Source organism: Spiroplasma endosymbiont of Anurida maritima (genome assembly GCF_042465095.1).
Classification (GTDB): Bacteria; Bacillota_I; Bacilli_A; order Mycoplasmatales; family Mycoplasmataceae.
Map to the genome: position 1 here is coordinate 689,162 of NZ_CP102059.1, position 19,734 is coordinate 708,895.

Genomic DNA, 19,734 nt, shown 5'->3' on the forward strand with positions numbered 1-19,734 from the left:
TAAAAAGTAATAATATTGTAAGAGGTTTTATGAAAAAAAATGTGGACTTGTTAAACTTAAATTCAATTGTTGCTAAAAAATTAGATACTTCTAAAATCGTTACAAAAAAAATGCGTGATCTTACAAATGAATTTGTCGCTTCTTTTAATAAGCATAACTTAGCTGTTAAAGTTTTAGGAAGCATGGGAACGAAAACATTAATAAGTGCAGAAGAGCAAATTTTAGAAATAGCTATAATAAAATTTAGACCCAAAAATGCTGATAATGTTAGAAAATATATTATTGAAAAAGTATATGAAGTTTTAGGGGAAAGATACAATAATACTGTTAATATTGACCACAATATTGATGGGGGTTATTTAGAGTATTTGCATAAAGATACTGTTAATTTTAAAGTTAGAATCATTCCTTTTTGTTATAAAAAAAATGCTAAAGGTTTATATAGTTATAATTATTATCGTAAAAATAAAGAAAGAATTGATAACGCAATAGTTGTAGTTGATAGTTTTAATAAAGCAAATAAAATATCTAATAACTTATTGCGAACAATTATGAAATTATTAAAATTCATGGTTCATAACGATTTTACATATTATTATTCAATATATTCACTAGTTTTAAGGTGGTTCTATGAATATTTTGTTAAGAAATATAATGAATATATTTATAATTTAATTACTAAAAATGATTTTAATAAATATGATCTAGAAAAAATAAAAAGCATTAACTTTCAAAAGTTATGATTTTTTCACAACATTGACTCAAATGAAATCATTACATATATTATGGAAAGATTATGAAAAGAAGAAACATATTTTTTCCGTCAATTTTCATTTGCAGAAGAAGACATTTTTGATTCAATTTCTCGCTATAGTTGATACACTAATAAAAGTTTTTTAATTCCGTACGACTATTATACTGATTTAAAAATATATAATTTAGAAGTTTTTACAGATTTAGAGTATGTGCAAAACACACTAAATAGCGATACTATTTCAAGAATTCACTATCATGCTTGTAGAAATTTTGATAATAAAATTTATATAACACCAATAAAAACTTTTGGTTCAATTGGGTTTTGAGACTATGCAAATAAGTTTCCAAAAAAAGCTGAGTCTTTATTTAAAAAATTACCACCAGACAAAAGGGTAACAGCTTCTGAAATATATGCGCGAGAAAATATGGATCAATTAAATTTAATTGCTCACAAATGATTAACGAGTTATCAAAATAAATTATCATATTTGAAAGTTTATTTTGATAGAAAGTATCCAATAATTTCTAATGTGGATCCTAAAATTAAATTAAACAATTTAATTAAAACAGTAGAAAAATTAAAAAATAACGATTATATTATCGGGTTTGATAACTAGAAAGAAGATTTATGAATTTATTAGTTGATGTAGGTAATACGTTTACCAAAATTTCTTTATATGATAAAAAGGCAAACAAAATTATTAGAGTTTATAATTTTAAAACAGATGCAACAATTTTAGAGCATGTCTTTTATGAAGAATTAAAAGAAGCTTTAATTATAGAGGGTTACTCAATATATGATATTTCTAAGCTGTTACTTTCATCTGTAACGCCAAAGTGAAATAATTTTATTGAAAAGTTATGTAATTTCTTCAACATCATTTTTTATAATGTTGAAGATTTTTATAAAACTTTTTATCACATATTTCTTTCGATATTAATTCTGGTGTAGGTTCTGATATAGTTGCAGCTATTTTTGGTGCATATTATGTAGATCGAAGTCTATCAAATTTTTTAATAATCAATCTAGGAACAGCAAGTGTTATTACTTGTGTCATAAACAATAAGTTGAGTGGAGTTGTAATATCTCCGGGATATCATATTTCAAAACACGCTTTAATTTCTCACGCTCATTTACTAAAGAACTGTAAAATGGAACCAATTAATAAAGCTGTTGGAACAACAACACAAGAAGCAATATCTATTGGAGTTGCTAACGGTCACATCTTAATGATGAAATCACTTGTTGATAAAATAGAAAAGTTTAATAAGTTTGAATATAAAAAATTTATAACTGGGGGAAACCTTAAAGAATTGGAAAAAGGTTTTTTAAACTACACCCAAGAAAGTATGTTAATTGAAAAAGGGTTAGTATATATCTTAGAAAATTTTATCGCCAAATAAAAAATCATCTCACAGCCACGAGATGATTTTTATTTAGCACCAAAAACATTCATATATTATTTTTAAATAAAAGTTACAATTTAGAAAGACTTAACATACTTTTCATGCTTTCGATACAAAAAAATTATATACTTATTTGACATATTTTTCAAATAGTAGTTATAATTAGTTTTAGGTGGTGAAATTTGTGAATCAAGATGGAATAATGTTAATAAACAAATCAGCAAACATGACAAGTCATGATATTGTTTATAAAATNAAAAAGAAGTTTAATTTTAAAAAAGTGGGGCATGCTGGTACTTTAGATCCCTTTGCAACTGGTGTTTTGATAATTTTAATAAATAATGGAACAAAAATTAGTAATTTTTTATTAAATGAAGATAAAAAATATTTAGTAGAAATGAAGTTATTTGAAAAAACTAATACTAAAGATATTACAGGTGAAACTGTAGAGGAACAAGATTTTAAAGTTTTTACTGATGATGAAATATTAAATATATTTAAAGAGTTTCAAGATTATTCATACGATCAAGTTCCACCAATGTTTTCTGCTGTAAAGATTAAAGGTAAAAAATTATATGAGTATGCTAGAAATAATGAAAAAGTTGAAATTATTCCAAGAAAAGTAACTATTTATAGTACAAAATTCATTTCATATAATAAAGAAACAGGAATCATTAAATTTTCAATGCATTGTTCAAAGGGTACTTATGTAAGAACTNNTTTTGTAGAAGATATTGCTGAAAAATTAGGAACAATTGCTACAACTTTTTCTTTACAAAGGTTGGCTTCTGGTGTTTTTGGAATTGAAAAATGTGTAGAGTTAAACGAAGATTTATCTTTGGACAATATAGTTTCAATGTATGATGTTTTGTTTAAATTAAAAAAGCCGTTGTTAATAAATCATTATGAAGCTGAAATTAAACAAGGAAAACCATTAAATTTAAATATAAGCGAAGACCAAATTTTTATAATTAATAAAAATAAAAAAGTCTTGGCTTTATACGAAAGACAAAAAGATGACTTGTTCATATGCAAAAGAGGCTTGTGAGGAATATAATGAATATTATAAATTTTAGCAAAGGTAGTAAGCAGTTAAATGATATAAATGATAATGTGGCTATAATAGGCATGTTTGATGGTATTCATAAAGGTCATAAGAAAATTATTAAAAAACTTTTTAAACAATCAAGAAAAACTCGTTTTCAAAAAACGGTAATAACTTTCAAAGAAGAATTTGTTAAAAACAATAGTGTTTCTTTAAAATTGTTTGGAGATAAAGATAAGAAAAAATTTTTTGAAGGTTTAAATTTTAATAATTATATTTTATTAAATAATGATGACAGAAACATTGAAGCGCAAAAATTTATTAAAATCCTACAAGAACATTACAATGTCAAACAAATTATTGTTGGTGAAGATTTTAGATTTGGTGAAAATCGTCAAGGGGATATTGATCTTTTAAAAAAGTTTTTTGGCAAAAAAAATGTGTTTGTAATTAAAAGAAAAAATAGTGCAATCTCAACAACAAAAATTAAAGGTTTTTTACAAAATTCTCAAATTAAAAAAGCTAACAAATTCTTATTAACCCCATACTCTGTTGAAGGAGTAGTTGTTCAAGGTAAACAGTTAGCTCGAAAAATTGGCTATCCAACTGCTAATATAGATATTTTAAATAATTTATTAGTGCCTTTTGGGGTTTATTTAACAAAAATTATTATAGACAATCAAGAATATGATGGTTTAACCTGTTATTTAAAAAAAGGCGAAAATGTTGTTTTGGAAACTTATGCTCTAAAATATTCTGGAACAATATACGGCGAAATAATTACAGTAAAATTTATTGAATTTATTAGAAGTAATGTGTCTATTTCTTCTTTAGAAGAATTAAAAATGTTTCTAGATAATGATTATAAAAAAGCATTGAAAATGATAAAAAAATAGTATAAAATAAAAAAGTCGCAAATACAACATTGTTATATTTCCCAAATATTACTTTGTTTTATTATTTATATGCGTAACATGGGGGAAAAATGAATAAAAATACACAAGAAATCATAAATAAATATGGTAAAGATAAAAAAGATAGTGGTGCAACTGAAGTGCAAATAGCTTTATTAACTAATGACATTGCAATGTTAACAGGTCACTTAAAAACTCACAAAAAAGACATTACAGCTTTAAGAAGTTTACTTAAAAAAGTTGCTGGTCGTAAAAGATTACTTAAATATTTAAGTAAAACTAATTTTGAAAGTTTCAAAAGTATTAAAGAAGAATTAAATATTAGAAAATAATAAAAAAATCAAAATTAAATATTAATTTTGATTTTTTTTATTTAAAAAGGAATTATGAATAAATTTTTTAAAACACAACCATCAAAAGAAAACTTACTAAATGATAAATTTCTTAAATTTAAATTTAGGTATTTTTTTCTATGACTTTTATTTTGACCTATTTTAATCTTTTTCTCTCTATACGGAGCTATTAAATGAAATTTATTTTGTCAAAAATATCAAAAACAACTACTAAAGTTTAAAGTTGATTTAAATTCAATTGAAGGTTATTTGTGAGATGTTGATAATAAAAAAATGGATAAATCATATTTAGAATTTGGTGAGTTATTTAAAAAAGATCATCACAAAGATATTTTTATAAAAAATAAGTCAAAAAAAATTAGCACACTTATTTTAGAAAATAAAAAAAGCAATAAATGAGTAATTGGATTGCATGGTTGAACTGAAAATAAATGACTAGCTNNTTTAAGACAAGTTAAGCACTTGTATGATTTAGGATATAATATTTTAACTTTTACAGCAAAAGGGCATTGAGATTCTTATGGAAAGTATACAGATATTGGAGCATCCTCAATTAGTGATATTAAAGCTATAAAGCAATATATGTACAATAATTATGAGGTTGATGAAATAGGTTTGATTGGTAACAGCATGGGTGGTGCTGTAGCCGCTAATTACTACCTTATAGATGATAAAGTTGATTGAGCTATTGCTGATTGTGGTTTTTATAATATAAAACTTCAAATTAAGTTTTTTATTCATCATTTTGTAAAACTTCCTTGATGAATATCATATCCAATGACTATTTTTATATATCTGTTATTAACTTGTAAAAGTACAAAATTTAATAACTTTAAAAAGAATTATAAAAAATATAATAAAGAGGGTCGAGACAAACTTTTATTTGTTCATGGAAAAAATGATGATTTTGTACCGGTTTTTCATAGTTACAAAATGCATAAATTAGACAACAGTTTTTCTGTTTGGGACCCAAGTGATGCACCTCATTGCAAGGCACTTGTAAATTATAATTTAGAATATATTTTAAAAAATAAAATACTTATAGGTGTAGAATAAAGATAAAAAGGAGTTAAATGAAAACAAAAAAGCTAAGTATAAATTTTGAACTCTTTTTTCAATGGCGATTGGAGCTACTCTTGGATCATCAGTTTTAGTATCTTTCGGTCAAATAGGATTTCAAACTGAATTTTCTTTAGTATTTATTATAATGGCTTGATTAATTGGAGCAATTATTTTAATTCCAGATATATTATTAATGGCTGAAGGTAGTATTAACTGTCCCGGTAATGGAACAGCTTACTTTTGGTTAAAGAAACTAAAGTGAAATGGGTTATCTTTTTGATTTGGATGAATTATTATTTTAATGGTTTCATCAACATCAATAGCATCCGCTGGTTTAGCACTAGCATCCATTTCAACTAGTTTAATGGAAATTATTTTTTCTCTAGGAGAAAATTGAGCAATTAACAATAGTTGAGTTGGAAAACTAATTGCAATTGCAATTATAATTTCTTTAGTTATGGCGCAAATTTTTATTAGAAATGTGAATAAGTATTCACAAATAATTTTTTTAGTTTTAAAATTTGTTCCTATTATTTTTATAATCATTTTAGCTTTTATCTACGGATCAAAAGATAATTTAGAAAACTTTACAATTGGAAAATCTCTTAACAAAATATATGTTTCAACATTTTTCTTAATTCCGGCTATTTCATTTACACTTTTCGCATACTCAGGTGTAGAAGCTGTAACGTATATGTCAGAAGAAATAGAACAACCACGAAAAACAATTCCAAGAGTAATTATTTGATCAACTGTTGTTGTAATAATTGTGTTTATTGTTTTAGCGATTGCAATTTTATCTATTGCTACAAATAGTGAATTTGCTAATGGTAGTTCTGGTTTAGAAAATGGGTGATTTTTAGCAATAAAAAGTAATGAAAATATTCCCAATTCATTAGGTTATATTTTTTCTGGGTTAGCTATTTTAATCTTTATCGGTTCAATTAATAGCTTTATTTTTTATCAACCTAAACTTATTGCTCAAATGAGTAATTATGGAGATATTTTTAAAGTTTTTGGAAAAGAACATAAAAAAACAAAATCACCTTATAATGCGATTTTGTTAACTGTTGGTATTTCTTTTATCTATATTTCTTGAGATCAACTTTATTCAATAACATCTTATTTCATTTTTGCCACAGCTCTTTTAAAAATAGTAATGGCTATATCAGTTTTATTTTTACGTCGTAGAGANAAAAATTATAAACCATTATTCAAAAATTGATTATTTTATACAATTTTCTTTTTAGCGATTGGTGGTTCAATTTTCGCCTTAATAGGTTCAGTTTTAGGATTATATTATTATGGAACAGTAACAAATGATTACACTTCACTAATTAGGGGTGGTATTGTTCTAGCTATTGTTGTAGCAGCTTATCCAGCATATTATTTAGTAAAATATATAAATAAAAAAATAACTAAAAAAGTAAAAGAAAATAAAACAAATTAGATAAATAATATAGGGTCATTTGAACGATTGTGGATGAAATGTATGCAAACAAATTATTAACGAAGTATTATCTAAAAAAAATTTCAGTAACAAACTTAAAAAAAAATATTTAATTTTAGCAATTTATTAACTTTATACAATATTAGAGTTATTTTAAACTTTTTTAATTTAACAATTGAGTGTTTTAGTGTAGAAACAAATTATATAAAAATTATTAAAAGACAATTAAAACAAAATCTAAAAATTTTAGTTTACTCCAAAAAAGAAAAAGCTCAGATTGGCCATTTTGAATATTTATTTAATAATAAATTATATATAGATTTTATAAATCATTTAAAAAGTGATTTAAAGTATGAACAAATAATTTTTGTTTTTATTAAGCATAAAAAGAATAATGAATTTAACAATTCTAATTTGAAATTAGCTTTTATTTTTCAAAAACATATATTATACTTTTTAATCATTTCTAGTAGTTTTATTTATCAATGAATTTTTTACACATTTTTAAACTTAAATGGATTTGAAAGTATTATCAGCGGAGTTTTACTTTTTTTAATTTTTAATTTTTCTAAACTAATGTTAGAAAAAAAAAGAAATATTATTTAATTTAAAAGTACAAAAGCAAATTATAACTTTTGTAGAAAAGAAATACACTAAATCTTTTTATAATAAAACAAATATAGTTTACTTTATTCGAAAAACTTATTTAGGCAAACAGTATGAAAGTGTTTTAATATTTTTAATATTATTGTGATTATTTAAATTAATTTTAATATTTATTACTTGTGAAAAAATTTTAACAAGTTATTCCATATTATTTGTAGCTAATTTATTAATTTTAATTTTAAAAATGTTTTTTTTAAAAATCAATTATGAACTTTTATTAGTTATTAACAAAATAATAATTTATGTTTTTTTTATTTTGTTAATAAAGGATCAATCCTTTATTTACTTATTCATATTTGGTGAACAATTATCTATTATATTTGTAGATATTAATAACAATATGTTTAAAAATAATTTTAATAAGTTTTTAGATGTTATATAATAACAATATAGTATATTTTTGGGGTTATATGAAGCACGAATTAGACATATTTAATAAAACTCACCATGAAATTAAAGAAGTTTCTGATATTTTTTTAAAAATTTTTTTAATAACTTTAAAAAAAATCAAAGGGGGAAGAAGAAACTTTTTCTTTATCTGTTGTTATAAATGACGCAGAAACACAAAAAGAATTAAATATTAATTATAGGCAAAAAGATTATGTGGCTGATGTGCTGACTTTTCCAATAAATGAAAAAGATCCATTTGAAAATACACACGTGTTAGGTGATATTTTTATTTGTTTCGACATTGCTAAACAACAAGCTATTAGTTACCAACATAGTTTAACTAGGGAGTTGGCATTTTTATTTACGCATGGGTTATTGCATATTTTGGGATATGACCATATTGAAAAAGAGGATGAAATAGTAATGTTTAAATTACAAAAAGAAATATTAGATGCTATCAATATAAAAAGGAGATTTTATGACNNTGATCAAAAGAATAAAAAAATTTTTAACAACCTATTAGAGTTACAAAAAAAAGCTTACGTGCCTTATTCTAAATTTAGGGTAGCATGTTTTCTTGAGCTTGATAATGCAGAAATGATTCCTGGTATAAACATTGAAAATTCATCATTCCCAGTGACGTTATGTGCTGAAAGAAGTGCATGTGGTTCTTGATTATCTGGAAATTTATTCAAAAATAAGGTTAAAAATATTTATTTATTAACTGACAGCGATAATTATGGAAGCCCTTGTGGAATGTGTCGACAATTTTTATCTGAAATAATTGATGAGAATGTAACCGTTTATATTTTCAACCAAAAAGGTGATTTTAAAACTTTATTAGTCAAAGAGCTGTTACCATTAAAATTTTCAGCTAAAGATTTAAGCGAGGTTTCATAATATGGAAGATTACTTTGTTCCCGATCAAGATGAATTGGAAAAATATTTAAATACAAAAAAAGGTTTAATAAAATCATTTTTATTTTTTCGTAATCTTTCTTTTATTAAACCTTTTTTTAAATACAATAAAAACTACAAAAACATTGAAGAATATTGTTTTAAAATAATGCAAAAATTTGTTTATAAAAATAAAATTACTAATTACTTTCATAAAGAAAATTATAAAAGCATTGAGGAAAATTTTTTAGTTAACCAAGAAAACATTAAAATAAATTATTTGAAGATTTGTTCTAATGTAAAATCAAAAAATAATAAAAAATGAGTTGTGCTAACTCATGGAATTAATTCTAATAAATTTTCTTCTTTTTCATACTCTGCTTTATACATTAATAAAGGCTACAACGTTTTAGTTTATGATTTAATCGATCATGGAAAATCAGATAAAGGGATTGTTTCATTTGGTGCTTATGAAAAAAAAGATTTAAAAAATATTGTGGATTTTTTAATAGATTCAGAAGATGTTTCAGAAATTATTTTGCATGGTATGTCTATGGGAAGTTTTATTACGGGGCAATTTTTGCATGACTATTATCAAGAGTATGTAAATATTATTTCAAAAGTAATAATAGATTCTACATATGACACATTGCAAAGGTTAGTTTTCAAAATGATCAAAGATTTAAAAAATGATCCATATCAAAGTTACTTTGCAATTCAAAATTTATTTTTAACAAAGTATGGTTTTGATATAGATGATGTTGTTCCTTTTTATGATACAAAAAGTATAAAAGATTTACCGATTTTATTTTTAAATGGAGCTAACGACAAAATAATTCCTTTAGAAAAGACGCGCATAGCTTTTGAAAATAAAGTTAGAAATGAACGAGAAATTTTAAGTTCATTTGTAGTTTATAATGCTGCTCATATTAAAGGCTTAAAAAAAGATCATACATTTTTTTTAAAAACTATTTATGATTTTTTAAATATTTAATTCTTATTTTATACATTAGTTTATTTATATAAAAGAATAACAACTGAATTAATCCAAATGTTATAAAGAAACCAAAAACAACAAATAAAGCATAAGAAGATTCACTCATACTTGGGAAAAATGGTTGATCAAATATTAAGAATGGATACATAAATGTTTTTACACTTTCATTATTAGGTATCAGGTTTGTTTGTGTATATGTTCAAACAAAGAAAAAATAAAAAATAGGGTAAGTACTGGCATATCATATTTCTTTAAAAAAATATTTTTTNNTTCAAGAAACAGATGTATTATTGTAAGAAAGTAATACATATCCAAGAAAGAAAAGCGGAACAATGAAATGTGTGACAATTGTGCAATATATTTGAGCTTTTGAATAATTTTGTAAAGCATAAGATATAAGGCCATTATTTAAACCGTACATAATTCCAAACCAAAACACAATTAACATTAATAAATTTCAATTTGCAAAAGCATTTTTTCACGTGTTATTAAAAAAAAGCAATTTTTCNNCATCATATTTATGAAAAATAATTAAGCATAATAAATATGCTGTTGTCATAACATTAACCTGAACTGAAAAATAACTTAAAATTACTTCTACATTTTTAATGGGGATATCTTCTTTTTGAACATCGTCTGGATTATTTCAAATTGATACATATCACTCTTCGCCATCCATAATTACCTTTATAGCAATAATAAAAAAAATAATTGAGATAAGAAAAAGAATTAGTTTTCACCAAAACAAAAAGTCTTTATAAAAATTTTTACTTTTGAATAAAAGCATATAAATTCCTTTTCACAAATTTTACATATATGGAATATAATACATTTTTTATATTATAATAACAAGATAGAAAGAAAAGTGATTTAATTTAAATCATATTTTAAAAAGGCGAAAAAATGGCAAAAAACATTAAAATTGAAAAGTTAGAATCTATAATTATGAGAGAAGTATCTCAAATAATTAGAACTAAAATAAAAGATATAGATTTAATAAATATTTCTTTAATTGAAGTCAATCTAACTGCTGACAAAAGTATGGCAAAGATTTACTACAGTTTACTAATGAATAAAGATCAAGTGGAAAAATACGACAATTTATTAAACGGGCATTTACCAAAAATAAAAAGCTTTTTAGCTAAAAGCTTAGACTTATATAAAATACCTAAATTATCATTTGTTTACGACAATAATTTAGAAAAAGCTAATAACATTGAAGATCTTATAAAAAAAACATCAAAAAGTAATTAAACTTATTTGATGTTTTTTTTATAAGATGACATTATGTTTTCACATAATGAAGCAATTGTCATTGGTCCCACACCTCCGGGAACTGGAGTTATAAATGATGCTTTTTTATGAACATTAATATAATCCACGTCTCCCACAAGTTTTTTACCTATAAAATTAGTTCCGACATCTATAACTACTGCTCCTTTTTTAACCATATCTTTTTTNNTCAATAGTTTTGGTTTACCAGCTGCAACAACAACAATATCAGATTTTTTAGTAAAACTTTTAATATTTTTTGTTTTTGAATTACAAATTGTTACAGTAGCGCTTTCGTTAATAAGCATATTTGCTAAAGGTTTACCAACTATATTGCTTCTACCAATTATTGTTACATTTTTACCGACCAATGAAATATTATAAGCTTTCAAAAGCTTTAAAATTCCGCTAGGTGTAGCTGGTGGTAAATTTATATTATTTTTCATTAATTTTCCTAAATTATTATATGAAAATCCATCAACATCTTTATCATCCGTAATTAAATTTGTAATTTTTTCTTCATCCAAATTTCCAATAATAGGTAATTGTACTATTATCCCATCTACATTTTGATCATTATTTAAATTCTTAATTTTTAGCTCAGCTTCGTTATATGAAATATCTTCATTAAATTTAATATGTTCAAATAAAATATCCACTTTATTACAAAATATTTTTTTATGTTTAATATAACTATTTGATTCTTTGAAATCTCCAAATTGAATAACTACCAACTTTGGTTTTCTAAAACCTTTATTTACTCTTTCTATTATTTCTTGTTTTATTTTCAAAGCAATTTCATTATTTTGTTTTTTACCATCTAATATCATAGTTACCTCTTTATCCTTATTTATTTTAACAAATATATTGCAAAAAGCATTTTTTAAATACCGTGGATTAAAGTGGGGAATGTAAAATACTTTAAATTTTTATAGATTTATTTCAAAAAGTTTTTTTAAAAAAATGTCAATATATAATAAGAAACTTTTTAAAAAAAAGCATCTTTTTATTTGCTTTTAAAGTATATATTACATATAATTTAAATAGAAGTGGGGGAAAATGGGGAAATGATACTACTTGGTAAATACAATCATAAATTCGATGAAAAAGGTAGACTAGCTCTACCTGCAAAATTTCGTGAACATTTTGTACATAAACAAGTGTACATTTCTATTGGATTTGACGGGTGCGTTGATATCAGAAACGAAGAAAATTGAAATAAATGGGTAAATCAATTATCTTTAACAGGTCAAGCAACAAAAGAAGGTAGAGCTTTAAAAAGAAAAATTATGTCTTTATCTAACGTCGCCACTTTTGATTCTCAAGGTAGAATCAATATTAATTCAGAATTAAAGACTTTATCAAATATTAAAAAAGACGTATTAATTATAGGGAATAATGATCATTTAGAAGTTTGAGATGAAGATTCATGAAATAATTATCTTAAAAATGAAGCACCTTCATTAGAAGAAGCAGCTTTAAAATTTGAGGATAAAGTATAATGAAACATTATCCGGTTCTTCTAAAAGAGATCATTAGCAACTTAAATGTTAAAGCTGATGGTATATATGTGGATGGCACTTTAGGGCGTGCAGGACACACAATTGAAATTGCAAAACTATTAAACAATGGGCATCTTTATAGTTTTGATCAAGATCATCAAGCAATTGAGGAAGCAAAAGAACTAATTAGTCTTAAAAAACTACAATCTAAAATAACAATAATTCATGATAATTTTGTTAACATAAAAGCTAATTTAAAATTATTAAATATTCAAAAAGTTGATGGATTTATTTTTGATTTAGGTGTTTCATCACCTCAATTTGATGAAGATTTTAGAGGTTTTAGTTATAACAAAAATGCTGATTTAGATATGAGAATGAACTTAAATTCTTCACTAACAGCAAAGAACATTATCAATAATTATTCATATGAAAAATTAATAGAAATATTTTTTAACTACGGGGAAGAAAAATTTTCAAAAAGTATAGCAAAAAAAATTATTGAAGTAAGAGAAAAAAAAGATATTAATACTACTTTTGATTTAGTGGAAATAATTAAATCTTCTCTACCTCAAAAAGAATTAAAAAAACAAGGTCATCCTGCTAAAAAAATCTTTCAAGCTTTAAGAATTGAAGTAAACAATGAATTAGAAGTTTTAAAAAACGCTCTTAATGATTGTCTTACTTTATTGGGTATTGGCGGAAGAATTTTAATAATTACATTTCATTCATTAGAAGATCGCATTGTAAAAAATATTTTTAAAAAAATGACAACAGATCCAAATTTTGAAATAAACAAAAAGTTGCCAACAATAAATAATTATTCTTCAGACTTTAATGTAATTAATAAAAAACCAATTGTTTCTTCAAAAAAAGAATTAGAAGAAAACAGAAGAAGTAGAAGTGCTAAATTAAGAATTATAGAAAGGGTTAAATAACTATGTTCAATAATAAAGAAATATATGGGGTTGTAGAATTCCAAGACAACAAAGTTTTATTTTTAGTGGGAATGTACCACAAATCAAACATTAAAATTTTATATAAAAACCATATTGAAACTAATGCTGTAAACAATGGCGTAGTAGAAAATGAAAAGTTAGCTAGTAAAGCCCTGTCTTCTTTAGTTAATGCTGCAAACAAAAAATTAAAGCTAGATATTAAAAGGATTTCTATAAATATTCCAACAGAATTACAAAGTATTAGAAGAACTGAAAAATCTATATATTTTGAAGTTCCAAAAAATATTAATAATCACGATATAGATCAATTAATTTCAATGACAAAGGATGTTCCGTCTGATAATAACAGTGAAGTATTTTTTATTAAACCATATAGATATATTTTAGATAACAATCGTCGATTTGCAGCAGCACCAATTGATAATCCTGCAAATAAAATAACTGTTTACTCAGTTGTTTATATGACAAATAAAGATGTATTAGAAGGACAATTAAATGTTTTAAAAATGTCTAAATTAGGATTGTTAAGCTATATGCCAGAAGCTTTTGCTTTAGGTTGAGATATTGCTTCAACTAAACACTTGNNAAAAAAAGGAATAGTTCTTATTGATTGAAATGATAATTTTGTAAATATTTCAACAACTTTTAATAATACTGTTTGTGATATTAAAACTTTTAAATTTGGTCTAGACCATCTTATTAAAAAGATTTCTAAGTTTTTATCTTGTGAAAAAAGTACTGCAAGCGATTATTTATATAAAATAATTAATTTAAATAATGATAAAGATGACCAAACTATTGTGTATAGTAAATACTTTAGAGAGACAAAAGAACACATTAAGTTTACTCATCATGAATTAATAGCTTTTGTAAAAAATATTTTACAAAAAAACTTTGAAGAAATATATAAACATTTAAAACCATTAATAGAAAAATACAAAAGCCAAATTATTATTACTGGTAATGTATTAAATATTGGAGGTTTTCAAAATTTTTCATCACTATTTAGTTCTAAATTTAAAAATTTAGCAATATATATTTCTGATAATATTGGAGCAAAAAGTTTTGAGTGATTAGCTTTAACTGGAAATATTCACTACCAACATATATTTAACAAAACATCTAATTCAACAACTCAGTCAATTGATGTAAACGAACATGTTAAACCATATAATTTAAATAATGATTTATTAAAAAATGAAAATTCATTTAAAAATAAAGTGTTAAATAAATTATGAAAAAATAAAAATGATAAACAATTCTTGGATCAAAACTTATCTATGAATCAAAATACTAATTATTACAACAATAGTAATGACTTTAATTCACAACCAATCAAAACCCCAACAAATAACATGCAACATGCTCAAAATTTTAATATTAATAAAACTATCAACTAACAAAATTTTAAAAAAAAGATATACAAATTAATTTGTTAATTTATTAATAAAATTGTACAATGAAAAAAGGTAATATGGAGGATATATGAATAACTTTGACAATAATTATGAGCAAGTTGCATCGATAAAAGTAATTGGTGTTGGTGGAGCTGGAAATAATGCAATTAATAGAATGATTGAAAACGGAGTTCAAGGAGTTGAGTTTATAGTTGCAAATACTGACGCACAAGTTGTTAGTGTTTCTAAAGCTAAAACAAAACTTGTTTTAGGTAAAGAAATAACAAAAGGACTTGGAGCTGGAGCTAATCCTGACGTTGGTAGACAAGCTGCAATTGAATCAAGTGATCAAATTAAAGAAATTTTAAATGGAGCTGACATGGTGTTTATTGCTGCCGGAATGGGTGGTGGAACTGGTACTGGTGCCGCACCAATAATAGCTAGTATAGCTAGAGATTTAGGAGCTTTAACTGTTGGGATTGTTACAACACCATTTATGTTTGAAGGAAGAGCTAGAAACAGTTATGCAATTCAAGGTGTTGATGAATTAAAAAATCATGTTGATTCTTTAATTATTATTTCAAATGATAGATTATTAAAAGTTATTGGTGCAATTCCAATGAATGAAGCATTTAAAGAAGCTGATAATATACTTCGTCAAGGTGTTCAAACAATTACAGATTTAATTGCTGTTCCCGCTTTAATCAACCTAGATTTTGCTGATGTTAAAACAGTTATGAAAAATAAAGGTAATGCATTATTTGGAATCGGAATTGGAAAAGGTGAAGATAAAGCAATCGAAGCTGCAAATAGAGCCGTTATATCTCCATTGTTAGATGCTTCAATTAGAGGAGCAAAAGATGCTATTATCAACGTTACAGGTGGAACAAATATATCATTAAATGATGTAAATGACGCTGTTGATATAATTAAACAAGCAATTGGTGGAGAAGTAAATATCATTTTTGGTACAGCTACAAACGAACATTTAGAAGATGAAATGATTGTTACTGTAATTGCAACAGGATTTGAAGAAGAACATCATAATAAAATTGATGTTAATCAAGCACAAGTAAACGAATTTAGAAGAAATGATTTTATAAACAGAAATAATACATCACCTGGTGAAAACCCACATGAATTTGCTAGAAGAGAGTCATCTAATGCTGCAAGAAGAATAGAATCATTAAGAAGTGGAAATTACCCTGGTAATAACATGGCAAATAATCAAAATAATCAATCAGACGATGATGATGATTTACCTCCATTTGTAAAAAATCAATGATAATAGGTTATAAAGGTTTTTATGGAAGAAAATAAAAGTATAACAGAAGTTTTATCATCAGGTTTTATCGCTGTTGGTTATATTGATGCTCCAAAAATGGCAGAAGTATTATTAAAAAAACGTTATTTAAAAATTCATTTAACTAATGTTGAAAAACTTGAAAGAAGAAGAATTATTGATTTTTTAACTGGAATGGTTTTTGCTCTTGAAGGAAAAGTTGAAAAAATTGACGATTTTTCATATCAATTTATTATTAATTAAAAATAAATTAAGATATAATTTTAAATAAGAGGGTTCTCTTATTTTTATTTAATTTTTTTGGGGGTTAGATGAACAATTTATTTAAACTAACGAATATCAAAACAGATCAAAAAATTGATGATAAAAATATTAAGTTGGTTGAAGAAGAACTAGAAAAACTTGATTTAAATGTTATAGTTGATGACTTACTAAGTTTTATTATTGGTTTAGCTAATAACTTTAAATCTGATGTTAATGATTTATTGATAAACGTTAAAAAAAATCCATTTCATTTTGATAGATTGCTAAATGAATTTATCTTAAAGAATGAGTTTTTTAATTATTCCTCAACAATGGATAAGAAAGTACTAAAAGAAAAAATATTAAGTAAAATTATAAGTATAAATAAATTAAAATAATATTTTGGAAAAGGAAAAAAATGAACTACAAAGATACTCTAAATATTTCAAAAACAAATTTTGAAATGAAAGGTAATTTACCAACAAAAGAAGAAACATTTCAACAAGAGTGAGAATCTAGTGATTATGTTAAAAGCATGTTGGAAAAAAACATTAATAATGAAGTTAAAATTTTACATGATGGGCCACCATATGCTAATGGTAATTTACACGTTGGTCATGCAATGAATAAAATTTTAAAAGATTTTATAGTTCGTTGAAATAATCAAAATGGATATTATTCACCATTTTACCCTGGTTGAGATACACATGGTTTACCAATTGAGAATGCTATTGCAAAAACAGGTGTTAATCGCAAAGAAATTTCAGCAGACAAGTTTCGTGAGTTATGTCGCCAATATGCTTTAAAGCAAGTTGGAATTCAAGAAAATCAGTTTAAAAGACTGGGAATTTTTTCTGACTTTGAGAAAAAATATTTAACATTAAATTTAGAATATGAATTAAAACAAATTGAAATTTATTCTAACATGGTAGAAAAAGATTTAATTTTTAAAGATTTAAAACCAATCTATTGATCACCATCAAGTGAATCAGCATTAGCTGAAGCTGAAATTGAATATGATGAACTAAGAACCCCATCTATTTATGTTGGTTTTCCATTATCTGAAAAATTTAATAGTATTCCAAAAAATGCTTTATTTATTATTTGAACAACAACTCCTTGAACAATCCCTTCAAACCAGTTTTTAGCTGTTGGAGAAAACATTACATATGGTTTATTTAAAGCTAATAAACAATTTTTTGTTTTAGCAAAAAGCTTAGCAAATGATTTTTTTGAAAAACAAGAAATTGAAAATTTTGAACTGCAAAAAGAGTTTAAGGGGGCTGAATTAGTTAATGCTAAAACAAAACATCCACTTTATGAAAGATTTTCAGAAGTATTTTTAGGTCATCATGTAACAGAAGAGTCAGGTACAGGAATTGTTCATGGAGCTTCTGGATTTGGTGTTGATGATTATATAATTGCAAAAAATAATAATATAGATATATTTGCCCCAATTGGTAACAACGGATGTTTTACAGAAGATGTTAATGATAAAGGTCTTGAAGGGATTTTTTATGAAACAGCAAATAAAATTATTGGAGAAAAATTAGAAGCTAAAAAATTATTATTTGGATTAAAGTTTATAAAACATAGAACACCAATAGATTGAAGAACTAAAAAACCAGTTATTTATAGAGCTACAAAACAATGATTTGTTTCAATTGATAAAATAAAAAACAATATTTTAAAAAATATTAATGAAGTTAATTGAAATCCAAGTTGAGCAAAACAAAGAATGATTGAAATGATTGAAAATCGTAAAGATTGATGTATTTCACGCCAAAGATTATGAGGGGTACCAATAATTGCCTTTTATGATGAAAATGGAAATATTTATAATGATGCAAAAATTGTTAAACATGTAATAAGTATTTTTAATAAACACAATACAACTGATATTTGATTTACAAAAAATGCAGACTTTTTTCTTCCAAAAAATTTACAGAAAAAAAACTTTACAAAAGAAAATGACATTATGGATGTTTGATTTGATAGCGGTGTTAGTCATCAAGTGATGCAAGATTTTGTAGGTTTAAAACAACCATTTGAATATTTTTTAGAGGGTCAAGATCAATATCGTGGATGATTTAATTCTTCTTTAATTATTAGTTCAATTATGGACAATAAAGCACCATATAAAAATGTTGTAACTCATGGGTTTACTAATGATCAAAAAGGTCGAAAAATGAGTAAATCATTAGGAAATACTATTGATCCTTTAAAAATAATAAAACAATATGGAGCTGATGTATTAAGGTTATGAGTAAGTTCTGTTAATTACGAAAATGATGTTAGGTTAGGGGATGAAATTTTAAAACAAACAAGTGATAGTTATCGTAAGATTAGAAACACTTTTAAGTTTATGTTAAGTAATATTTCAGACTTTAATTTAAAAAATGCAATTGCTGATAGTGATTTAGCGGATGTAGACAAATATATGTTAGTTAAAACGGAAAAGTTTCAAAATAGTGTTAAAAAACATTTTGATGCATTAGATTTTTCAAGTGTTTATACAACAATAATTAACTTTATTACAACAGATTTATCAAAATTTTATTTAGACTTCATTAAAGATATTTTATATATTGAAAATAATGACAGTCATCGTCGATTATCAGTTCAAACAACTTTAATTAAAATTATAAAAGTTTTAATATTTGTTTTAAAACCAATTCTTCCTCATACTGTTTATGATATTTCTAAACATTTAGATTTTGATGTGTGAACAAATAATGATTTAACATTAAAAACTAATTTTAAAAATTTTAATATTGGATTATGAGATAAATTTATGCAATTTAGAAGTGACTTTTTAAAAGAAGCAGAATTAATGCGTGAAGATAAATTAATAAATAAAACTATGGAATGTGAATTATTTGTGGAATTTAACAAAGAATTTGAAGATTTAGTTAAGATTGATGATATGTATCAAATATTAATTTTAAGTGGCGTAAAACACGTTAAAAATAATGATGGAAGATCATATAAATCAGCAAACATTAAAGTGATGCCAAAAAATGGTGATAAATGTCAACGTTGTTGAATTATAACAAGTGATATTGTTAAAGACAAAGAACTTTGTCAACGTTGTTATAAAATAATTAGCAAATAAAAGAGG

Annotated in this window: 17 protein-coding genes; 16 read left to right on the plus strand and 1 reads right to left on the minus strand. The window is 24.3% G+C overall.

The genetic code is table 4. The features are described 5' to 3' along the window. Positions 1-29 precede the first annotated feature (29 nt). The 10 genes from NPX79_RS03270 to rbfA all read left to right on the plus strand — a co-directional run bounded on the left by NPX79_RS03270 (position 30) and on the right by rbfA (position 11,191). Positions 30-1,373, plus strand: coding sequence for a hypothetical protein (locus NPX79_RS03270; RefSeq protein ID WP_381415009.1), 1,344 nt, complete (start codon positions 30-32; stop codon positions 1,371-1,373). A gap of 11 nt (positions 1,374-1,384) precedes the next feature. Continuing rightward, positions 1,385-1,708, plus strand: a complete 324-nt coding sequence (locus NPX79_RS03275) for a type III pantothenate kinase (protein WP_381415010.1) — start codon at positions 1,385-1,387, stop codon at positions 1,706-1,708. Positions 1,709-1,728: 20 nt separating this feature from the next. Further along, positions 1,729-2,160, plus strand: a complete 432-nt coding sequence (locus tag NPX79_RS03280) for a type III pantothenate kinase (RefSeq protein WP_381415489.1) — start codon at positions 1,729-1,731, stop codon at positions 2,158-2,160. Positions 2,161-2,347: 187 nt separating this feature from the next. Beyond that, positions 2,348-3,220, plus strand: a complete 873-nt coding sequence (gene truB, locus NPX79_RS03285) for a tRNA pseudouridine(55) synthase TruB (RefSeq protein ID WP_381415011.1) — start codon at positions 2,348-2,350, stop codon at positions 3,218-3,220. Continuing rightward, the gene (gene ribF / locus NPX79_RS03290; RefSeq protein ID WP_381415012.1) at positions 3,220-4,104 is read left to right on the plus strand and encodes a riboflavin biosynthesis protein RibF; all 885 of its coding nucleotides are present in this window, start codon (positions 3,220-3,222) and stop codon (positions 4,102-4,104) included. Before truB ends, ribF begins: the two co-directional genes overlap by 1 nt. Positions 4,105-4,193: 89 nt before the next feature. Continuing rightward, the gene (gene rpsO, locus NPX79_RS03295; RefSeq protein WP_381415013.1) at positions 4,194-4,454 is read left to right on the plus strand and encodes a 30S ribosomal protein S15; all 261 of its coding nucleotides are present in this window, start codon (positions 4,194-4,196) and stop codon (positions 4,452-4,454) included. 1,138 nt (positions 4,455-5,592) lie between these two features. Beyond that, positions 5,593-6,987, plus strand: coding sequence for an APC family permease (locus NPX79_RS03300; RefSeq protein WP_381415014.1), 1,395 nt, complete (start codon positions 5,593-5,595; stop codon positions 6,985-6,987). 1,245 nt (positions 6,988-8,232) lie between these two features. Next, positions 8,233-8,943 (plus strand): cytidine deaminase, encoded by a 711-nt coding sequence (gene cdd / locus NPX79_RS03305; protein ID WP_381415490.1) that lies wholly within the window; start codon positions 8,233-8,235, stop codon positions 8,941-8,943. A gap of 1 nt (position 8,944) precedes the next feature. Next, the gene (locus NPX79_RS03310; RefSeq protein ID WP_381415015.1) at positions 8,945-9,934 is read left to right on the plus strand and encodes an alpha/beta hydrolase; all 990 of its coding nucleotides are present in this window, start codon (positions 8,945-8,947) and stop codon (positions 9,932-9,934) included. Between the two features lie 906 nt (positions 9,935-10,840). Then, entirely contained in the window at positions 10,841-11,191 is a 351-nt protein-coding gene (gene rbfA, locus NPX79_RS03315; protein ID WP_381415016.1) for a 30S ribosome-binding factor RbfA, read from the plus strand. Between the two features lie 2 nt (positions 11,192-11,193). On the opposite strand, the gene NPX79_RS03320 is transcribed toward rbfA, so the two are convergent. Beyond that, positions 11,194-12,039 (minus strand): bifunctional 5,10-methylenetetrahydrofolate dehydrogenase/5,10-methenyltetrahydrofolate cyclohydrolase, encoded by an 846-nt coding sequence (locus NPX79_RS03320; RefSeq protein ID WP_381415017.1) that lies wholly within the window; start codon positions 12,037-12,039, stop codon positions 11,194-11,196. A gap of 237 nt (positions 12,040-12,276) precedes the next feature. Here NPX79_RS03320 and mraZ point away from each other — a divergent pair, with 237 nt between their 5' ends. The 6 genes from mraZ to ileS all read left to right on the plus strand — a co-directional run bounded on the left by mraZ (position 12,277) and on the right by ileS (position 19,728). Next, positions 12,277-12,711 (plus strand): division/cell wall cluster transcriptional repressor MraZ, encoded by a 435-nt coding sequence (gene mraZ / locus NPX79_RS03325; protein ID WP_381415018.1) that lies wholly within the window; start codon positions 12,277-12,279, stop codon positions 12,709-12,711. Further along, positions 12,711-13,649, plus strand: coding sequence for a 16S rRNA (cytosine(1402)-N(4))-methyltransferase RsmH (gene rsmH / locus NPX79_RS03330; RefSeq protein ID WP_381415019.1), 939 nt, complete (start codon positions 12,711-12,713; stop codon positions 13,647-13,649). Before mraZ ends, rsmH begins: the two co-directional genes overlap by 1 nt. Positions 13,650-15,155: 1,506 nt before the next feature. Beyond that, on the plus strand, positions 15,156-16,355 hold the full coding sequence (gene ftsZ / locus NPX79_RS03335) for a cell division protein FtsZ (RefSeq protein ID WP_381415020.1): 1,200 nt from the start codon (positions 15,156-15,158) through the stop codon (positions 16,353-16,355). 18 nt (positions 16,356-16,373) lie between these two features. Further along, positions 16,374-16,613: a cell division protein SepF gene (gene sepF / locus NPX79_RS03340; protein ID WP_381415021.1), complete on the plus strand. Its 240-nt coding sequence runs from the start codon at positions 16,374-16,376 to the stop codon at positions 16,611-16,613. A gap of 68 nt (positions 16,614-16,681) precedes the next feature. After that, entirely contained in the window at positions 16,682-17,011 is a 330-nt protein-coding gene (locus tag NPX79_RS03345) for a hypothetical protein (RefSeq protein ID WP_381415022.1), read from the plus strand. Between the two features lie 20 nt (positions 17,012-17,031). Next, a complete protein-coding gene (gene ileS / locus NPX79_RS03350; RefSeq protein ID WP_381415023.1) occupies positions 17,032-19,728 on the plus strand; it encodes an isoleucine--tRNA ligase in 2,697 nt (898 codons plus the stop codon). The last annotated feature ends 6 nt before the right edge of the window (positions 19,729-19,734 follow it).